This is a genomic window from Burkholderia sp. SIMBA_051, from assembly GCF_046534915.1.
Taxonomy (GTDB): domain Bacteria; phylum Pseudomonadota; class Gammaproteobacteria; order Burkholderiales; family Burkholderiaceae; genus Burkholderia; species Burkholderia ambifaria.
On the sequence record NZ_JAWRXS010000002.1, the window covers coordinates 431,500 to 447,865 of the forward strand.

Genomic DNA, 16,366 nt, shown 5'->3' on the forward strand with positions numbered 1-16,366 from the left:
ACGCGCTGAAACGCAAACGCCCGACCGGTTTTTCGCCGGTCGGGCGTTTTTTATTCCGCATCGGATGCGCGACGCTGCGTCAGTCGCGCGCTTCGAATGCCGCGGCCGCGCGACCGAGACGATCGTTGACCGCAATCCATTCGACGGTATCCGGCAGCTTCTCGACGAGAATCCGCGCGACGTCCGCACGATCGAGCGCGCGCAGCATGCCGTACAGGTCGCGCGCATACGCCTGCGGATCTTCCGGCGCCGCGACGAAATGCACGCCGTCGGCCTGCGCCCAGCGTCCCGCGCGCGACGCGCGTGCGACGAGCGCGACGCGTTCGCCGTCGGTCTGCGCGGCCGCGAGCAGCGGCTCGAGCGCGTCGAACGGCATGAGCGCGAGCGGCGTGCGCGGCGCGTAATGCGCCTTCAGCGTGCCGGACGCGCGCGGCGCGGTCGCGTCGCCGCCGTCGGGCAGGCGCGGCGCGCGGCCGAGCACGTCGGCGATCTGCTGCGGCGTCACGTGGCCCGGACGCAGCAGCGCCGGGAAGCCGCGCGACAGGTCGAGAATCGTCGATTCGATGCCGACTTCGGATGCGCCGCCGTCGAGCACGTGCACGGTGTCGCCGAATTCGTCGCGCACGTGCTGAGCGGTCGTCGGGCTCACATGGCCGAAGCGGTTCGCGGACGGCGCGGCGACGCCGCCGTGGCCGCCGCGCCGCGCGCTGAACGCGGCCAGCAGCGCCTGCGCGACCGGATGCGACGGGCAGCGCAGGCCGACCGAATCCTGCCCGCCGCTCACGGCGTCGGGAATGCGCGCATGGCGCTTCAGGATCAGCGTGAGCGGGCCCGGCCAGAATGCATCGATCAGCGCCTGTGCATCGGCCGGCAGGTCGTCGGCCCAGTAGCCCGGATCGCCGCCGGGCGGCAGATGCACGATCACCGGATGGTTCGCCGGGCGCCCTTTCGCCGCGTAGATGCGCGCGACGGCTTCGGGATTCGCCGCGTCGCCGCCGAGCCCGTACACGGTTTCGGTCGGGAACGCGACGAGCTGCCCCGCGTCGAGCAGCGCGGCGGCCGCGTCGATCTGCGCGCGCGTCACGGAGTTCGGGAGATCGATGGACATCGGCTGGCGCCTCAGTCGAGCGGCACGCGCAGCAGCTGCGCACACGCGGTGGCGGCGGCGACGGCGTCGTCGCGCGTCTCGGCCGTGAAGTTCACGTGGCCCATCTTGCGGCCGACGCGCGCTTCTTCCTTGCCGTACAGGTGCAGGTGCGCGGCCGGCATCGCGGCGACCGTGTCCCACGGCGGCGTGACGGCCCCGGCCGCCGCACCATTGGGGAACCACACGTCGCCGAGGATGTTCAGCATCGCGGCCGGCGAATGCTGGCGCGGGTTGCCGAGCGGCATGCGCGTCATCGCGCGCACCTGCTGCTCGAACTGGCTCGTTGCGCACGCATCGACCGTGTAGTGGCCGGAGTTGTGCGGCCGCGGCGCCATTTCGTTCGCGACGAACGAGCCGTCTTCCAGCACGAAGAATTCGACGCACAGCACGCCGACGTAGCCGAGCGTATCGGCGATCCGGACGGCCGCCTGCTGCGCCTCTTCGACACGCGCGGCGTCAGCCGCCGGCGCGGGCACGATGGTCAGCGCGAGGATGCCGTTGTGATGCACGTTCTGCGCGAGCGGGAAGGCGGCCGAGCGGCCGTCCGCGCCGCGCGCGATCAGCGCGGACACTTCGTATTTCAGCGGCAGGCGTTTTTCGAGCACGCACGGCACGCCGCCGAGCGCCGCGTGCGCATCGCGTGCTTCCCGCGCGGTGCTCACGCGCACCTGGCCCTTGCCGTCGTAGCCGAGGCGCGCCGTCTTCAGGATGCCCGGCAGCACCGCGTCGAGCGCGGCATCGTCGAGCGCGGCCAGGGCCGCCGCCGATTCGATCACGACGTGCGGCGCGACCGGCACGCCGGACGCCTCGATGAAACGCTTCTCCGCGATCCGGTCCTGCGCGACCGCGACGCAGCGGCCGGCCGGCGCGACGAACGTCGTGCGCGCGAGGAAGTCGAGGCTCGCGGCCGGCACGTTCTCGAATTCCGTCGACACGGCCTCGCACAGCCCGGCCAGCTCGGCGAGCGCGGCTTCGTCATCGTAGGCCGCGCGCAGGTGGCGATCGGCGACCGCGCCGGCAGGGCTCGCCGGATCGGGATCGAGCACGGCGACGCGATAGCCCATCGACTGGGCGGCAAAGCAGAACATGCGGCCGAGCTGGCCGCCGCCGACCATGCCCAGCCACGCGCCGGGCAGGATCGGGGAAACGGAATCAGGAGTTGCGGTCATGTCAGTGGTCGGTCGCGGCGGGCGCTGCCCGCCGCAGTGAGGAAAGTCAGGCGGCCGCCGGAATGACAGTGCGGCCGCCGGTGCGCCGTCATGCCAGCGGCGGCAGCACCATGGCGTGCGCGGCTTCGTTCTGGCGCACGCGGAACGCGGCGAGCCGGTTCGCGTAGTCGGCCGACGTGCCGGACAGGATCGACACCGCGAATAGCGCGGCGTTCGCGGCGCCGGCCTCGCCGATCGCGAACGTCGCGACCGGCACGCCCTTCGGCATCTGCACGATCGAGTGCAGCGAATCGACGCCCTTCAGGTACTTGCTCGCGACCGGCACGCCGAGCACCGGCACCGTGGTTTTCGCGGCCAGCATGCCGGGCAGGTGCGCGGCGCCGCCGGCGCCCGCGATGATCGCGCGCAGCCCGCGCTCGCGCGCCTTCTCCGCATAGTCGAACATCTCGTCGGGCATCCGGTGCGCGGACACGACCTTCGCTTCGTACGGCACGCCGAATTCCTGCAGGATCGCGACCGCGTTCTTCATCACGTCCCAGTCGGAACTCGAACCCATCAGCACGCCGATGAGCGGCGCGCTGTGCGTGTGGGCGGTCTGGACTTCACTCATTTTCGTATGTCCTTGTCGACCCGAGTTAGCGCTTCAGCGCTTACTCGGGTCCCATGCAAAGCTCGCTCAGGCGAGCGGCTGGCCGGTGATGCGCTCGAGCGCTTCCTGGTACTTCGCGGCCGTCTTCTCGACGACGTCGGCCGGCAGCGCCGGCGCCGGCGCGGTCTTGCCCCACGGCTGCGTCTCGAGCCAGTCGCGCACGAACTGCTTGTCGAACGACGGCGGGTTGGTGCCGACCTGGTACTGGTCGGCCGGCCAGAAGCGCGACGAATCGGCCGTCAGCACTTCGTCCATCAGGTACAGCTTGCCGTGATTGTCGAGGCCGAATTCGAACTTCGTGTCGGCGATGATGATGCCGCGCGTCGCCGCGTAGTCGGCCGCTTCCTTGTACAGGCGGATCGAGATGTCGCGAATCGTCGCGGCCAGCTCGGTGCCGATGCGGCGCTCGGTTTCCTCGAACGTGATGTTCTCGTCGTGCTCGCCCAGCTCGGCCTTCGCGGCCGGCGTGAAGATCGGCTCGGGCAGTTTCTGCGCGTTCTGCAGGCCTTCCGGCAACTGCACGCCGCACACGGCGCCCGACGCCTGGTATTCCTTCCAGCCGCTGCCGGCCAGGTAGCCGCGCACGACCGCTTCGATCATGATCGGCTCGAGGCGCTTGACGACCACGCCGCGGCCCTTGACCTGCTCGACCTCGTCGGCCGCGACGACCGCTTCCGGCGCGTCGCCCGTCAGGTGGTTCGGCACGATGTGCGCGAGCTTGTCGAACCAGAAGTTCGCCATCTGGTTCAGCACGCGGCCCTTGTTCGGAATCGGCTCGCCCATGATCACGTCGAATGCCGACAGGCGATCGGTCGTGACGATCAGGAGCTTGTCGTTGCCGACCGCGTAGTTATCGCGGACCTTGCCGCGACCGAGGAGCGGCAGCGAGCGGAGCGTGGATTCGTAAAGGGTAGACATCGTCTTTTCGCAGATAAGGAGCCAAACAAAAAGGGAAACGCCGTTCCCCGCGGCAGGCGGGAACGGCGGTCTTGCAATGCGTCGGCGAACCGGCGGGCGATCGTGCCCGCCAGTTGCCGGCCGGCCCTCGTTCGGCCGGACGGAACGGCTGCCGGGGCCGGATCAAATCCGGCAGCGGGCAGCCGGCCCCAGCCTTTCGGCGGGGGCAATCGTACTACAGTCTCAGCGCACGACCTGCGCGAGCGCGCCGGACTTGTACTGTTCGGCGATCTTGTCGAGCGACACCGGCTTGATCTTCGCGGCCTGGCCTTCGCAGCCGAACGCGAGGTAGCGGTCGACGCACACCTTCTTCGCCGCTTCACGCGCCGGCTTCAGGTAGTCGCGCGGATCGAACTTGCCCGGGTTCTCGAACAGGTAGCGGCGGATCGCGCCGGTGATCGCGAGACGCAGGTCGGTGTCGATGTTGATCTTGCGCACGCCGTGCTTGATGCCTTCCTGGATTTCCTCGACCGGCACGCCGTAGGTTTCCTTCATGTCGCCGCCGAACTGGCGGATTTCTTCCAGCAGTTCCTGCGGCACCGACGACGAACCGTGCATCACCAGGTGCGTGTTCGGGATGCGTGCGTGGATTTCCTTGATGCGCTGGATCGACAGGATGTCGCCCGTCGGCTTCTTCGAGAACTTGTACGCGCCGTGCGACGTGCCGATCGCGATCGCGAGCGCGTCACACTGCGTGAGCTTCACGAAGTCGGCCGCCTGCTCCGGATCGGTCAGCAGCTGCTCGCGGGTCATCGTGCCTTCCGCGCCGTGGCCGTCTTCCTTGTCGCCCTTCATCGTCTCGAGCGAGCCGAGCACGCCGAGCTCGGCCTCGACCGTCACGCCGATCGAGTGCGCCATCTCGACGACCTTGCGCGACACGTCGACGTTGTACTCGTACGAGGCGACCGTCTTGCCGTCGGCTTCGAGCGAACCGTCCATCATCACGCTGGTGAAGCCGCTGCGGATCGCGCCCATGCAGACTGCCGGCGACTGGCCGTGGTCCTGGTGCATCACGACCGGGATGTGCGGATACGACTCGACCGCCGCTTCGATCAGGTGGCGCAGGAACGGCTCGCCCGCGTACTTACGCGCGCCGGCCGATGCCTGCATGATCACGGGCGCGCCGACCTGATCCGCCGCCGCCATGATCGCCTGGACCTGCTCCAGGTTGTTCACGTTGAAGGCCGGCAGGCCGTAACCGTGCTCTGCCGCGTGGTCCAGCAATTGACGCATTGATACGAGAGGCATTGTGGAACTCCTTGGAATGAAAACCGGTGCGCCCTGACGCCGGCGCGGCGCTCGCTCCCGTTCGAACGGGGGGCACGGCGCGGCTGAGCGTCGAATAGCGGCATTTTATCGCGAAGCGCCTCCGATTCCGACCGCCCGGTGGCGCCTGCTCGCAATTTGTTACCTTCGCACGGCACAATGCGGGCAAAAAACAGAAAAAAAGCCGCGCGGGGTATCGGACCCCGCGCGGCTTTTCGTCAATAAACGGTGCCGGATCGGCTCGGACGCTCAGCTCAATAATGCTCGCCGACCCGCACGATCTTCAGCGTGTTGGTGCCGCCCGCCTGCCCCATCGGCTCGCCGACGGTCAGCACGACCATGTCGCCGTGCTGCACGTAGCCCTGCTTCACGACGATCTCGAGCGCCGCCTGCAGCGCCGAGTCGCGGTCGCTGTTGAAGTCGACGTGCAGCGGCGTCACGTTGCGGTACAGCGCCATCGTGCGCTCGCTGCCGACGCGCGGCGTCAGCGCGAAGATCGGCACGTGCGTGTAGTGACGCGACATCCACAGCGCGGTCGCGCCCGATTCGGTCAGCGCGATGATCGCCTTGGCACCGAGGTGATAGGCGGTAAACAGCGCGCCCATCGCGATCGACTGGTCGATCCGCGTGAACGTGCGGTCGAGGAAATCCTTGTCCAGCTCGACGTGCTCGGACTTTTCCGCCTCGACGCACACGGCCGCCATCGTCTCGATCGTGACGACCGGATACTTGCCGGCGGCCGTCTCGGCCGACAGCATCACCGCGTCGGTGCCGTCGAGCACCGCATTCGCGACGTCCGACACTTCCGCGCGGGTCGGCACGGGCGCGAGGATCATCGACTCCATCATCTGCGTCGCGGTGATCACGAGCTTGTTCGACTCGCGCGCCATCCGGATCATCCGCTTCTGCAGCGCCGGCACGGCCGCGTTGCCGACTTCCACCGCGAGGTCGCCGCGCGCGACCATGATGCCGTCGGACGCGTCGAGGATGCTCTGCAGCGCCGGAATCGCCTCCGCGCGCTCGATCTTCGCGATCATCTTCGGCTTGATGCCGTAAGGCGCGCCCGCGATATTCGCGAGCTGGCGCGCCATTTCCATGTCGGTCGCGTTCTTCGGGAACGACACCGCGACGAGATCCGCGCCGAGCGACATCGCCGTGCGGATGTCCTCCATGTCCTTCGCGGTCAGCGCGGGCGCCGACAGGCCGCCGCCCTGCCGGTTGATCCCCTTGTTGTTCGACAGCTCGCCGCCCACCTTGACGACCGTGTGGATCTCGTCGCCGAGCACGCGCTCGACGGTCAGCACGATCAGGCCGTCGTTCAGCAGCAGCAGGTCGCCCGGCTTCAGGTCACGCGGCAGTTCCTTGTAGTCGAGGCCGACGCGCTCGTCGTTGCCGAGCTCGCAGCCCGCGTCGAGGATGAAGGCCTGGCCCGGCACAAGCATCGTCTTGCCGTTCTCGAACTTGCCGACGCGGATCTTCGGGCCCTGGAGGTCGGCCATGATCGCGATCTCGCGGCCGACCTTGCGGGCGGCCTCTCGCACCATCTCGGCGCGCTGGCGGTGATCGTCGGCCGTACCGTGCGAAAAATTGAGCCGCACGACGTCGAGGCCCGCCTGCATCATCTGCAGCAGAATCTCCGGCGAACTGGAAGCCGGGCCGATCGTGGCGACTATCTTGGTGGCGCGCTGCATGAAACTCCTCATCTGGATCAAGGTGGATGCGCTGGGTGAAACGCTGCGAGAGCCGGAATCGGCAGGCCCAGCGGCCGCCGTTCCGGGGGGCGTGCCGGTGCTTGTGCCCGGCATCGCTTTGTTCTGAATCTCGTGGTGCTGCACGGCCGCGTCGCCGGCGGCCGCCGGTGCGCGCGGGGCTGAGTTCGCCCGCGCGGGCGCGCGTTTGCGCTTGCCCGCGCCGGCCGGCTGCTCCGCTTTAGCGGAGCGCGCGGCCCTGGTCACCCCTGCGCGCGCCGCCACGCTCAGGCCGCCCGCGTTTCGAGCACTTCCACCGCCGGCAGCTTCTTCCCTTCGAGGAACTCGAGGAAGGCGCCGCCGCCGGTCGAGATATAGCTGACCTGGTCGTGGATGCCGTACTTCGCGATGGCCGCGAGCGTGTCGCCGCCGCCCGCGATCGAGAACGCGGACGATTTGGCGATCGCTTCGGCGAGCGTCTTGGTGCCGTTGCCGAACTGGTCGAACTCGAACACGCCGACCGGACCGTTCCACACGATCGTGCCGGCCTTCTCGAGCTGGCTGGCGAGCGCCTTGGCCGTATCCGGGCCGATGTCGAGGATCATGTCGTCCGCTTCGATATCGGCGACCTGCTTCACCGTGGCCACGGCCGTCGGCGAGAATTCCTTGGCCGTCACGACGTCGGACGGGATCGGCACCGACGCGCCGCGCTCGCGCGCTTCGTCGATGATCGCCTTCGCCTCGGCGACGAGATCGGCTTCCGCGAGCGACTTGCCGATCGACAGGCCGGCCGCGAGCATGAACGTGTTCGCGATGCCGCCGCCGACGATCAGCTGGTCGACCTTGCCGGCGAGCGACTTGAGAATGGTCAGCTTGGTCGACACCTTCGAACCGGCGACGATCGCCACCAGCGGGCGGGCCGGGTTGCCGAGCGCCTTGCCGAGCGCGTCGAGTTCGGCGGCCAGCAGCGGGCCCGCGCACGCGACCGGCGCGTACTTCGCGATGCCGTGGGTGGTCGCTTCCGCGCGGTGCGCGGTGCCGAACGCGTCGTTCACGTACACGTCGCAGAGCTTCGCCATCTTCTGCGCGAGCTCGTCCGAGTTCTTCTTCTCGCCCTTGTTCACGCGGCAGTTCTCGAGGAGCACGACCTGGCCCGGCGCGACGTTCACGCCGTTCTCGACCCAGTTCGCGACCAGCGGCACGTCGCGGCCGAGCAGTTCGGCGAGGCGCTTCGCGACCGGCGCGAGCGAGTCTTCGGGCTTGAATTCGCCTTCGGTCGGACGACCGAGGTGCGACGTGACCATCACGGCCGCGCCGGCGTCGAGCGCGGCCTGGATGGCCGGCACGGACGCGCGCACGCGCGTGTCTTCGGTGATGTTGCCGTGATCGTCCTGCGGGACGTTCAGGTCGGCGCGGATGAACACCCGCTTGCCGGCGAGCTGGCCGGCGGCGATCAGGTCGGTAAGACGCTTGACTTGGCTCATGTTGAACAGATTGAAGTAGTGGATGGGGAAAGGGGGTTCACGCTGGACGTGCGCGGGCAGCCGCGAAAGGGCGCCGGATGCGGCCGTGGCTGGCGGTTCGCATGGCGCGCACGGGTAAAAAATCTTGAACGGGCATTCTAGCCGATCCATCCGGCAGACTGACCCGTGCGGCGGCGAATTCCGCCTATTTGGGATCGCGAGCGGCCGCCGACACATTGCCGCAATGCAGCAATGCACAGGCGCAAGCGGCCGATGCCCGGCCGGCCGGCGCGGCGATTCGTCAGAAGATCAGGCGCAGCACGGTGAAGACGAGCATCCCGATCACGATGGTGCCGAGCATGCTGCGCCGCCACAAAAACCAGCCGAGGCCGGCGAGCGCCGCGTACAACGGATGGTTGGACAGCGCGAACGACAGCCCGGCCGGGGTTTCGAGCACGTCGGGCAGCACGACCGCGACGAGCGCGGCGGCCGGCGCATAGCGCAGCGCACGCTGCGCGCGCTCGGGCAGCACGGTGCGCTCGCCGCCGAGCAGGAACAGCGCGCGCGTGACGGCCGTGACGATCGTCATCCCGACGATCACGATCCAGATGTCCGTCGCGCTCATTCGATTTCCTTCTCGTGCACGGTTTCGGTGCGGATGCGGCGCCAGTCGGCGCGTTCGACGAAGAAATCGGCCGTGCAGCCGGCCGCGAGCGCGGCCAGCACCGCGATCGGCAGCGCGAGCCGGTACGGCAGGTCGAACGCGATCAGCGACACGATGCCCGCGACCGCGACGGCGGCGAGCGTCGAGCGGTTCGCGACCGCCGACACCATGATCGGGATCAGCGCGAGCGTGCCGGCCAGCTCCAGCCCCCAGCTCGCGGGAAAGACGCTCGCGAGCAGGATGCCGGCGAGCGACGACACCTGCCACGACAGCCAGCTCGCGAGCGCCATCCCCCAGAAGTAGGCTTCCTTGCCCGGCACGTGACCATAGGCGAAGCCCTGTTTCTGGAACAGCAGGTAGATCACGTCGCCGTTGAAATAGCCGATCGCGAGGCGCCGCCACAGTGGCAGGTAGGAAAAATGGGGAGCAAGCCCGGCGCTGAAGATCACGAAGCGCAGGTTGACCATCGCGGCGGTGAGCAGGATCGTCCAGACCGGCAGCTTCGCGACGAGGAGCGGCAGCACCGCGAGCTGCGACGAGCCCGCGTAGACGAGGATCGACATCGCGCTCGCCTGCCCGAGCGTCATCACCGACTTGCTCATCGCGACGCCGGTCACGAGCCCCCAGGAGAGGATGGCCATCAGTGTCGGGGAATAGTCACGCGCGCCCTGGATCAGCGCGAAGCGGTCGGTGGCGGACAATCGAGCGAGCATCGGAAAGCGGGCCGCGGCGGGCGGTTCGTGCGGGCTCCGGCGTCTCCTGCCGGGACGGCCCGTCGTTATTGGAATCGGTACCGGACGATTATAGCGCCGGCCCTGCGCCGACCGACCGGCTCGACACCAAATGACGCTAAAATAAGCGTCTTTCCGGCTCAATGCTGCACACAAGCCGCTGTACCAATTGCTTCACAGGAGAACCCCATGTCAATGGCCGACCGCGACGGCAAGATCTGGATGGACGGCAAGCTGATCGACTGGCGCGACGCCACGATTCACGTCCTGACCCACACGCTGCACTACGGCATGGGCGTCTTCGAAGGCGTGCGCGCGTACCGGACGGCCGATGGCAGCACCGCGATCTTCCGCCTGCACGAGCACACCAAACGTCTGCTGAATTCGGCGAAGATCTTCCAGATGGACGTGCCGTTCGACCGGGAAACCCTCGAAGCCGCGCAGCTCGACGTCGTGCGCGAGAACAAGCTCGAGTCGGGCTACCTGCGCCCGATCATCTGGGTCGGCTCGGAAAAGCTCGGCGTGTCCGCGAAGGGCAACACGATCCACGTCGCGATCGCCGCGTGGCCGTGGGGCGCGTACCTCGGCGAGGAAGGCCTCGCGAAGGGCATCCGCGTGAAGACGTCGTCGTTCACGCGCCACCACGTGAACGTGTCGATGGTGCGCGCGAAGGCGTCGGGCTGGTACGTGAACTCGATCCTCGCGAACCAGGAAGCGACCGCCGACGGCTACGACGAAGCGCTGCTGCTCGACGTCGACGGCTACGTGTCGGAAGGCTCCGGCGAGAACTTCTTCCTGGTGAACAACGGCAAGCTGTACACGCCCGACCTGTCGTCGTGCCTCGACGGCATCACGCGCGACACGATCATCACGCTCGCGCGGGACGCAGGCATCCAGGTGATCGAGAAGCGCATCACGCGCGACGAGGTCTACACGGCCGACGAAGCGTTCTTCACGGGCACGGCCGCCGAAGTCACGCCGATCCGCGAACTCGACAACCGCACGATCGGCAGCGGCGCGCGCGGCCCCGTGACGGAAAAGCTCCAGTCGGCGTTTTTCGATATCGTGTCCGGCAAGAACGCGAAGTACGCGCACTGGCTGACGAAGGTCTGAGCGCGCCGCGCGACCGACCGCCCCACCACAGAGTGATAAGAGAAAGTCTCATGAGTGAAATCAAGGAAATGCCGCTGGTCGAACTGACGGCCAAGGATCTCCCCGCCTACTGCCCGAACCCGGCCATGGCGCGCTGGAGCGCGCACCCGCGCGTGTTCATCGACGTCTCGCACGGCGAGGCGCGCTGCCCGTACTGCGGCACGCGCTACAAGCTGCGCGACGGCGAGGTGGTCAAGGGCCATTGAGCCCGACCGGGCCCGCGGGCCCGCCGCACGCGAGGCGGCGCAGCCGGAACTCCGGCGCGCCGCCCTTTTCCTGTTCTGACAACCCGAACGCGGTGCATGCGCGCCGTGCTTCATTACGACATCGGAAGTCGACCTGATGCGTCGAGCGCTGGTTATCGCACCGAATTGGATCGGTGACGCATTGATGGCGCAGCCGCTTTTTGCGCTGCTGAAAAAAATCCATCCCCGCATCGTGATCGATGCCGTCGCACCCACCTGGGTCGCGCCGGTACTCGAGCGGATGCCCGAGATCCACGATGTCTACGCGACCGACCTCGCGCACGGCAAGCTGCAGCTGCTGCGCCGCTGGCAGCTCGCGAGCGACCTGCGCGACGTCGGCTACGACGCGGCGTACGTGCTGCCGAATTCGCTGAAGTCCGCGGTGATTCCGTGGCTCGCGAACATTCCGCTGCGGATTGGCTATACGGGCGAGCACCGCTACGGCCTGCTCAACGTGCGGCACGCGAACCCCGACAAATCGGCCGAGCGGCCGCCGATGACGACCCACTACGCGGCGCTCGCGTATGCGCCGGGCGCGAAGCTGCCCGAGTCGATGAAGATGCTGCCGCCGCCGCGCCTCGACGCCGACCTGAACGAGACGGCGCGCGTCTCCGCGCGTTTCAATCTCGATACGCGCAAGCCGCTCGTCGTGTTCTGCCCCGGCGCGGAATACGGCCCGGCCAAGCGCTGGCCGCCCGAGCACTTCGCGACGCTCGCGACGATCGTCCATCAGTCTTTCCCGTATACGCAGATCGTCGCGCTCGGCTCGCAGAAGGACGCCGCCGCCGCGCAGGCGATCGCCGACCACGCGCCGAACGTGCGCAACCTGTGCGGGCAGACGTCGCTGTCCGAGGCGTGCGCGCTGATCGCGCGCGCGAACGCGGTCGTGACCAACGATTCCGGGCTGATGCACGTCGCCGCCGCGCTGCGGCGGCCGCTCGTCGCGTTGTACGGATCGACTGATCCGCGCCACACCCCTCCGCTGTCGGACCTGGCGAAGGTACAATGGCTTCATCTCGAATGCAGTCCCTGCTTCGAACGCGAGTGCCCGCTCGGCCATCTGAAATGCCTGCGCGAACTCGGTCCCGAGCAGGTATTCGGCGATTTGCGCGGCATGCTCGTCGGGCAGCGCTGACCCTGACCGGCAGCGTCGCACGACGCGCCGGGCAATCCGATTCACCGGTGCAAGGCGGCCCCACCCGGGCCGCCGTGCTGAATACGGCGCGCGACGCGCGCGAGAGATAACCCCGATGCCACGTTTTGCCCGCCTGTTCGAAGCCGCTGCCGATACGCTGAACGCCTACTACCAGGCCGTCGCCGATGCCAATCTCGACGCGCTGCTGGGGTTGTGGATCGACGAGGACTTCGCCAGCTGCGTCTGGGCCGACGGCGAGCATCTGCACGGCCTCGACCAGATCCGCAGCGGGCTGGCCAACCGGCTCGCGACGCGCCCGGTCACGATCGAACCGCTCGACATCCGTGTTTACGACAGTCTCGGCACGGTCGTCTATACGATCGCCGAAGCGCATCAGCAGGCCGACCTGACGGCCGAACCCGACATGGTTTTCGCGACGTACGTGATGATCCACGAACGCGGCGAGTGGCGCATCGCGCATATTCACGCGAGCCCGATTCCTGAACAAGCGGCCGGACAATTCGCCGCGAAGATCCGTCACGGGCAGGGTCCGCTGCACTGACGAACAACGAAGCAACGCATTAGCGGGGCGATCATGAGTACGGCTTCTCCGCCCACCTCGCCGCTGACCGGGGCCCCGGCCCCCGACGACGATTCATTGCGCTATCGCGCACCGCGCTGGCTGCCGAACAGCCATGTGCAAACCATCGTGCCCGCGCTGTTCGCACGGCGTCCGGCTGTCGCCTACCGACGAGAGCGATGGGAAACCCCCGACCACGACTTCATCGATCTCGACTGGGTCGCGCACCTCGACAGTGCCGCGCCGCCGCCCGACGCACCGCTGTTCGTGCTGTTCCACGGCCTCGAAGGCAGTTCCGGCTCGCACTACGCGCTGGCGATGATGGCCGCCGCGCGCGCGAAGGGCTGGCACGCGGTCGTCCCGCACTTTCGCAGCTGCAGCGGCGAGTTGAACCGCCAGCCGCGCTTCTACCATCTCGCCGACAGCGCCGAAGTCGACTGGATCCTGCAGCGGCTCGCCACGCAGCATCGCGGGCCGATCGTCGCGGCCGGCGTGTCGCTCGGCGGCAACGTGCTGCTGCGCTGGCTCGGCGAACACCGCAGCGACACGTCGATCGTGCATGCAGCCGCCGCGATCTCGACGCCGATCGACGTGCATGCGGGCGGCCGCGCGCTGTCGCAGGGCTTCGCGATGGTCTATACGCGCAGCTTCCTGAAGACGCTCAAGCGCAAGGCGCTCGCGAAGCTCGACCAGTATCCGGGCCTGTTCGACCGCGACGCGATGCTGCGCGCCGTGACGATGCGCGACTTCGACGAGGTCGTGACCGCGCCGCTGCACGGCTTCGCCGACGCCGACGACTACTGGACCCAGGCCACCACGCGCCCGCTGTTGCCGGCCATCGACGTGCCCACGCTGATCCTCAACGCCCGCAACGATCCGTTCCTGCCGGAATCCGCGCTGCCGAGCGCCGCCGACGTGTCGCCGGCCGTCGAGCTCGACCAGCCCATGGACGGCGGCCATGCGGGATTCATGACCGGCCCGTTCCCCGGCCGCCTCGACTGGCTGTCGGCGCGGGTGTTCGGCTATTGCTCGAAATTCGTCGACCATGGATGACATCGTCAGGCAGGCTCTCGCCAAGTGGCCGAACGTGCCGCACTGCACCGGCTGGCTGCTGCTCGACCGGCGCGGCGAGTGGCGGCTGCGCGACGACGCCGCGCAGGCCGCCGGCGAGCTCGGCTCGCCGATCCGGCACGCGGCGCTCAACGCGTTCATCGCACGCAACTACGAATGCGACGCGCACGGCCAGTGGTTCTTCCAGAACGGGCCGCAGCGCGTGTACGTCGAGCTCGCGTACACACCGTGGGTCGTGCGCCTGGCCGAACGCGACGGGCAGCTCACGCTGGCCGACCAGACCGGCGCGCCGTTCGAGCCCGACGCCGCATGGCTCGACGATGCGGGCGGTGTGCTGTTCCGCGCGGCGGGCACGCCGCCGCGCATCGCGGCGCTGCACGACCACGACCTCGGCCTGTTCGCCGATCATGCGGACTTCGACGCGACGCCGCCCGTGCTGCGCTGGCGTGACGGGCGCACGCTGGCGCTCGGCAACCTGGCGTGTGCCGATGTGCCGGCAACGTTCGGCTTCGTCGCGAGCCCCGCGCAGCGGGCGCGGCGCGACACGCCGGAGGGTGGCAACGGCAACAGCAACGGCAGCGCCGCAAGCTGAAGCGCCCACGCCCTGCCCGCCTCGCGGCCGTTATCCGCGGCCGTTCTTCTCGTCCTCGCGCTCTTCCTTGTAGCGCGCCTCGAATTCCAGCAGCCGCGCGCCGATGATCGACTGGTCGTAGAACGACACATCCTTCGCGTCGCGCGCCTCCTTCAGCTGGCGAATCGCCGACGGCCACGCGCCGTCGAGCGCCAGCTTCTCCGCGAGCGCACGGCGCCGCGCGAGCACGTCGCCCTTGCCGTCGCTCGCCTTTGCTAGGTAGTCCCACCAGTCCGGCTGCTCGGGGTCCGCTTTCGCCTGCTGGCGTGCGAGCAACTGCGCTTCGTCGAAGCGGCGTGCGGCGATCAGCGCCTGCAGGTGCGCGACGATCGCCGCGTGCGACGCCGGCCAGCGCCGCTGCGCGAGCGCCGCGAGCCGCACCGCGTCGTCGGTCCGGCCCGCGCGGCGGGCAAGGTCGGCGGCGAGCACGTCGAGGCTCGGCGAACTCGTCTGCGGATCGTCCGCGCGCCGCTCGCGCGCGTCGAAGGCGGCGCGGGCCGCCGCCAGCGCCTTGTCGGCCGCGTCGTACTGGCCGAGCAGCGTGTTCGCGAGCGCGATCCCGTACTCGTTCGCCGCGACGTTCGGCGCCGTGCGATCGTCGATCTCGAGCTGCATCCGGCGCGCCTCGGCCGCGATGTCATTCGGCGCACGGTTCTGCAGGACGCGCAGCCGCGCACGCACGAAGCCGTATTCGGCCGACTGGCGCGGCTGCCGGTACGGCGCGCGGCGCGCGCGATCCTCCATGTCGGCAATCCGTTCACCCGTCAGCGGGTGCGTGCGCGCATAGGCCGGCACGCCCGCATCGCCCATCGACGCGCGCTCGAGCCGCTCGAAGAAGCCCGGCATCCCGTACGGGTCGTAGCCGGCGCCCGCGAGCAGCTGGAAACCGACGCGATCGGCCTCGCGCTCGGCCGAGCGCGAGAAGCGCAGCTGGTTGTCGACCGCAAACGCCTGCCCGCCCATCGCGATCGCGCTGCCAAGATCGCCGCTGCGCGCGAGCACGCCCGCCAGCACCCCGAGCAGCATCGTCGCGAGCGCGGTGTAGCCGGTCTTTTCATTCGCGCCGATCATCCGCGCGATGTGCCGCTGCAGCACGTGGCCCATCTCGTGGCCGACCACCGATGCGAGTTCGGATTCCGTCTGCGTCGTGACCACCAGCCCGCTGTTGATCCCGATGAAACCGCCCGGCATCGAGAATGCGTTGATCTGCGGATCGCGCACCGGGAACAGCTCGAAGTCCGGCGTGTAGCCGCCGATGTAGCGCGCCGCGGCGGCAGCCGCGAGCCGCTTCGCGATCGCGTTCAGGTAATCGCGCGCGAGCCAGTCGTCGAGGTAGTCCGGGTCGCGCCGCACCTCGCGCATCACGCGCTCGCCGAGACGGCGCTCGGCCTGCGGCGTGAGCGAACCGCCGGAGCCGTCGCCGAGGTCGGGGAGTTCCAGCGCGCGCAGCGGTGCGCGCAGGCTCGCGACCGGCGCGGACGCGCCGTCGCCGCCGGAAAACCGGCTTTCCGCGCCGCCGTAGGTGCCGAATACACCGGTCGCGATGCCGGACGGCACCGTGGAAATCGACGGCGACGCGCCGGCCGCTGGCTCGAGCGGCAGCGCGGACAAGCGCTGTGCATGGCCGCTCGGCGGCAGCACGAGCGCCGTCGACAGCAACACGGCAAGCAACTGTTTGACACGCATGGCAGGATGAAGACGACGCGTCCCGCGCGCCGGGCGCGCATCGCGGCGTTTGGTCTGAAGATCCCGGTCATTGTACCGGCGGGATCGCGACTGTTCGCTGCGGCGGATGCGCCGTCTGCACGCCCGGCGTCG

At 68.9% G+C, this 16,366-nt stretch carries 17 protein-coding genes; 7 read left to right on the forward strand and 10 right to left on the reverse strand.

Features of this window, described 5'->3' with window-relative positions:
- Window positions 1-79 precede the first annotated feature (79 nt).
- From SB771_RS05960 to pyk, 6 genes are all read right to left on the reverse strand, one after another.
- Window positions 80-1,108 carry an L-threonylcarbamoyladenylate synthase gene (locus tag SB771_RS05960; RefSeq protein WP_175660351.1) on the reverse strand — a complete coding sequence of 343 codons (1,029 nt, stop codon included), beginning with the start codon at window positions 1,106-1,108 and terminating at the stop codon, window positions 80-82.
- Between the two features lie 11 nt (window positions 1,109-1,119).
- Window positions 1,120-2,316, reverse strand: a complete 1,197-nt coding sequence (locus SB771_RS05965; protein WP_011657811.1) for a 5-(carboxyamino)imidazole ribonucleotide synthase — start codon at window positions 2,314-2,316, stop codon at window positions 1,120-1,122.
- Between the two features lie 88 nt (window positions 2,317-2,404).
- The gene (gene purE / locus SB771_RS05970) at window positions 2,405-2,926 is read right to left on the reverse strand and encodes a 5-(carboxyamino)imidazole ribonucleotide mutase (protein WP_011657812.1); all 522 of its coding nucleotides are present in this window, start codon (window positions 2,924-2,926) and stop codon (window positions 2,405-2,407) included.
- A gap of 66 nt (window positions 2,927-2,992) precedes the next feature.
- Window positions 2,993-3,883, reverse strand: a complete 891-nt coding sequence (locus SB771_RS05975) for a phosphoribosylaminoimidazolesuccinocarboxamide synthase (protein WP_006749977.1) — start codon at window positions 3,881-3,883, stop codon at window positions 2,993-2,995.
- Window positions 3,884-4,105: 222 nt separating this feature from the next.
- The gene (fba, locus tag SB771_RS05980; protein WP_011657813.1) at window positions 4,106-5,170 is read right to left on the reverse strand and encodes a class II fructose-bisphosphate aldolase; all 1,065 of its coding nucleotides are present in this window, start codon (window positions 5,168-5,170) and stop codon (window positions 4,106-4,108) included.
- A 272-nt stretch (window positions 5,171-5,442) separates the two neighbouring features.
- Entirely contained in the window at window positions 5,443-6,879 is a 1,437-nt protein-coding gene (pyk, locus tag SB771_RS05985; protein WP_006749975.1) for a pyruvate kinase, read from the reverse strand.
- Here pyk and SB771_RS05990 point away from each other — a divergent pair.
- The gene (locus SB771_RS05990) at window positions 6,878-7,006 is read left to right on the forward strand and encodes a hypothetical protein (RefSeq protein ID WP_279607333.1); all 129 of its coding nucleotides are present in this window, start codon (window positions 6,878-6,880) and stop codon (window positions 7,004-7,006) included. The genes pyk and SB771_RS05990 overlap by 2 nt on opposite strands.
- Before the next feature lie 157 nt (window positions 7,007-7,163).
- Here the strand turns inward: SB771_RS05990 and SB771_RS05995 are convergent, their stop codons facing one another.
- The 3 genes from SB771_RS05995 to SB771_RS06005 form a co-directional block, all read right to left on the reverse strand.
- Complete coding sequence (locus SB771_RS05995) at window positions 7,164-8,360, reverse strand: phosphoglycerate kinase (protein WP_105832455.1); 1,197 nt, start codon at window positions 8,358-8,360, stop codon at window positions 7,164-7,166.
- Between the two features lie 280 nt (window positions 8,361-8,640).
- Window positions 8,641-8,964: an AzlD domain-containing protein gene (locus SB771_RS06000; protein WP_175660352.1), complete on the reverse strand. Its 324-nt coding sequence runs from the start codon at window positions 8,962-8,964 to the stop codon at window positions 8,641-8,643.
- Window positions 8,961-9,716 (reverse strand): AzlC family ABC transporter permease, encoded by a 756-nt coding sequence (locus SB771_RS06005; protein WP_105786297.1) that lies wholly within the window; start codon window positions 9,714-9,716, stop codon window positions 8,961-8,963. The genes SB771_RS06000 and SB771_RS06005 overlap by 4 nt, the downstream gene beginning before the upstream one ends.
- Window positions 9,717-9,923: 207 nt before the next feature.
- Here SB771_RS06005 and SB771_RS06010 point away from each other — a divergent pair, with 207 nt between their 5' ends.
- The 6 genes from SB771_RS06010 to SB771_RS06035 all read left to right on the forward strand — a co-directional run bounded on the left by SB771_RS06010 (window position 9,924) and on the right by SB771_RS06035 (window position 14,509).
- Window positions 9,924-10,847, forward strand: coding sequence for a branched-chain amino acid transaminase (locus SB771_RS06010; protein WP_006749971.1), 924 nt, complete (start codon window positions 9,924-9,926; stop codon window positions 10,845-10,847).
- Window positions 10,848-10,897: 50 nt separating this feature from the next.
- A complete protein-coding gene (locus SB771_RS06015) occupies window positions 10,898-11,092 on the forward strand; it encodes a zinc-finger domain-containing protein (RefSeq protein ID WP_006749970.1) in 195 nt (64 codons plus the stop codon).
- Between the two features lie 136 nt (window positions 11,093-11,228).
- On the forward strand, window positions 11,229-12,266 hold the full coding sequence (gene waaF, locus SB771_RS06020; protein ID WP_041491262.1) for a lipopolysaccharide heptosyltransferase II: 1,038 nt from the start codon (window positions 11,229-11,231) through the stop codon (window positions 12,264-12,266).
- Window positions 12,267-12,381: 115 nt separating this feature from the next.
- The gene (locus SB771_RS06025; protein ID WP_006749968.1) at window positions 12,382-12,828 is read left to right on the forward strand and encodes a nuclear transport factor 2 family protein; all 447 of its coding nucleotides are present in this window, start codon (window positions 12,382-12,384) and stop codon (window positions 12,826-12,828) included.
- Window positions 12,829-12,861: 33 nt separating this feature from the next.
- Window positions 12,862-13,899 carry a hydrolase gene (locus SB771_RS06030; RefSeq protein WP_126228433.1) on the forward strand — a complete coding sequence of 346 codons (1,038 nt, stop codon included), beginning with the start codon at window positions 12,862-12,864 and terminating at the stop codon, window positions 13,897-13,899.
- Window positions 13,892-14,509: a DUF2946 family protein gene (locus SB771_RS06035; RefSeq protein WP_175660353.1), complete on the forward strand. Its 618-nt coding sequence runs from the start codon at window positions 13,892-13,894 to the stop codon at window positions 14,507-14,509. The genes SB771_RS06030 and SB771_RS06035 overlap by 8 nt, the downstream gene beginning before the upstream one ends.
- Window positions 14,510-14,539: 30 nt before the next feature.
- Here SB771_RS06035 and SB771_RS06040 read toward each other — a convergent pair whose 3' ends face one another.
- Complete coding sequence (locus SB771_RS06040; protein ID WP_175660354.1) at window positions 14,540-16,234, reverse strand: M48 family metalloprotease; 1,695 nt, start codon at window positions 16,232-16,234, stop codon at window positions 14,540-14,542.
- Between the last annotated feature and the right edge of the window lie 132 nt (window positions 16,235-16,366).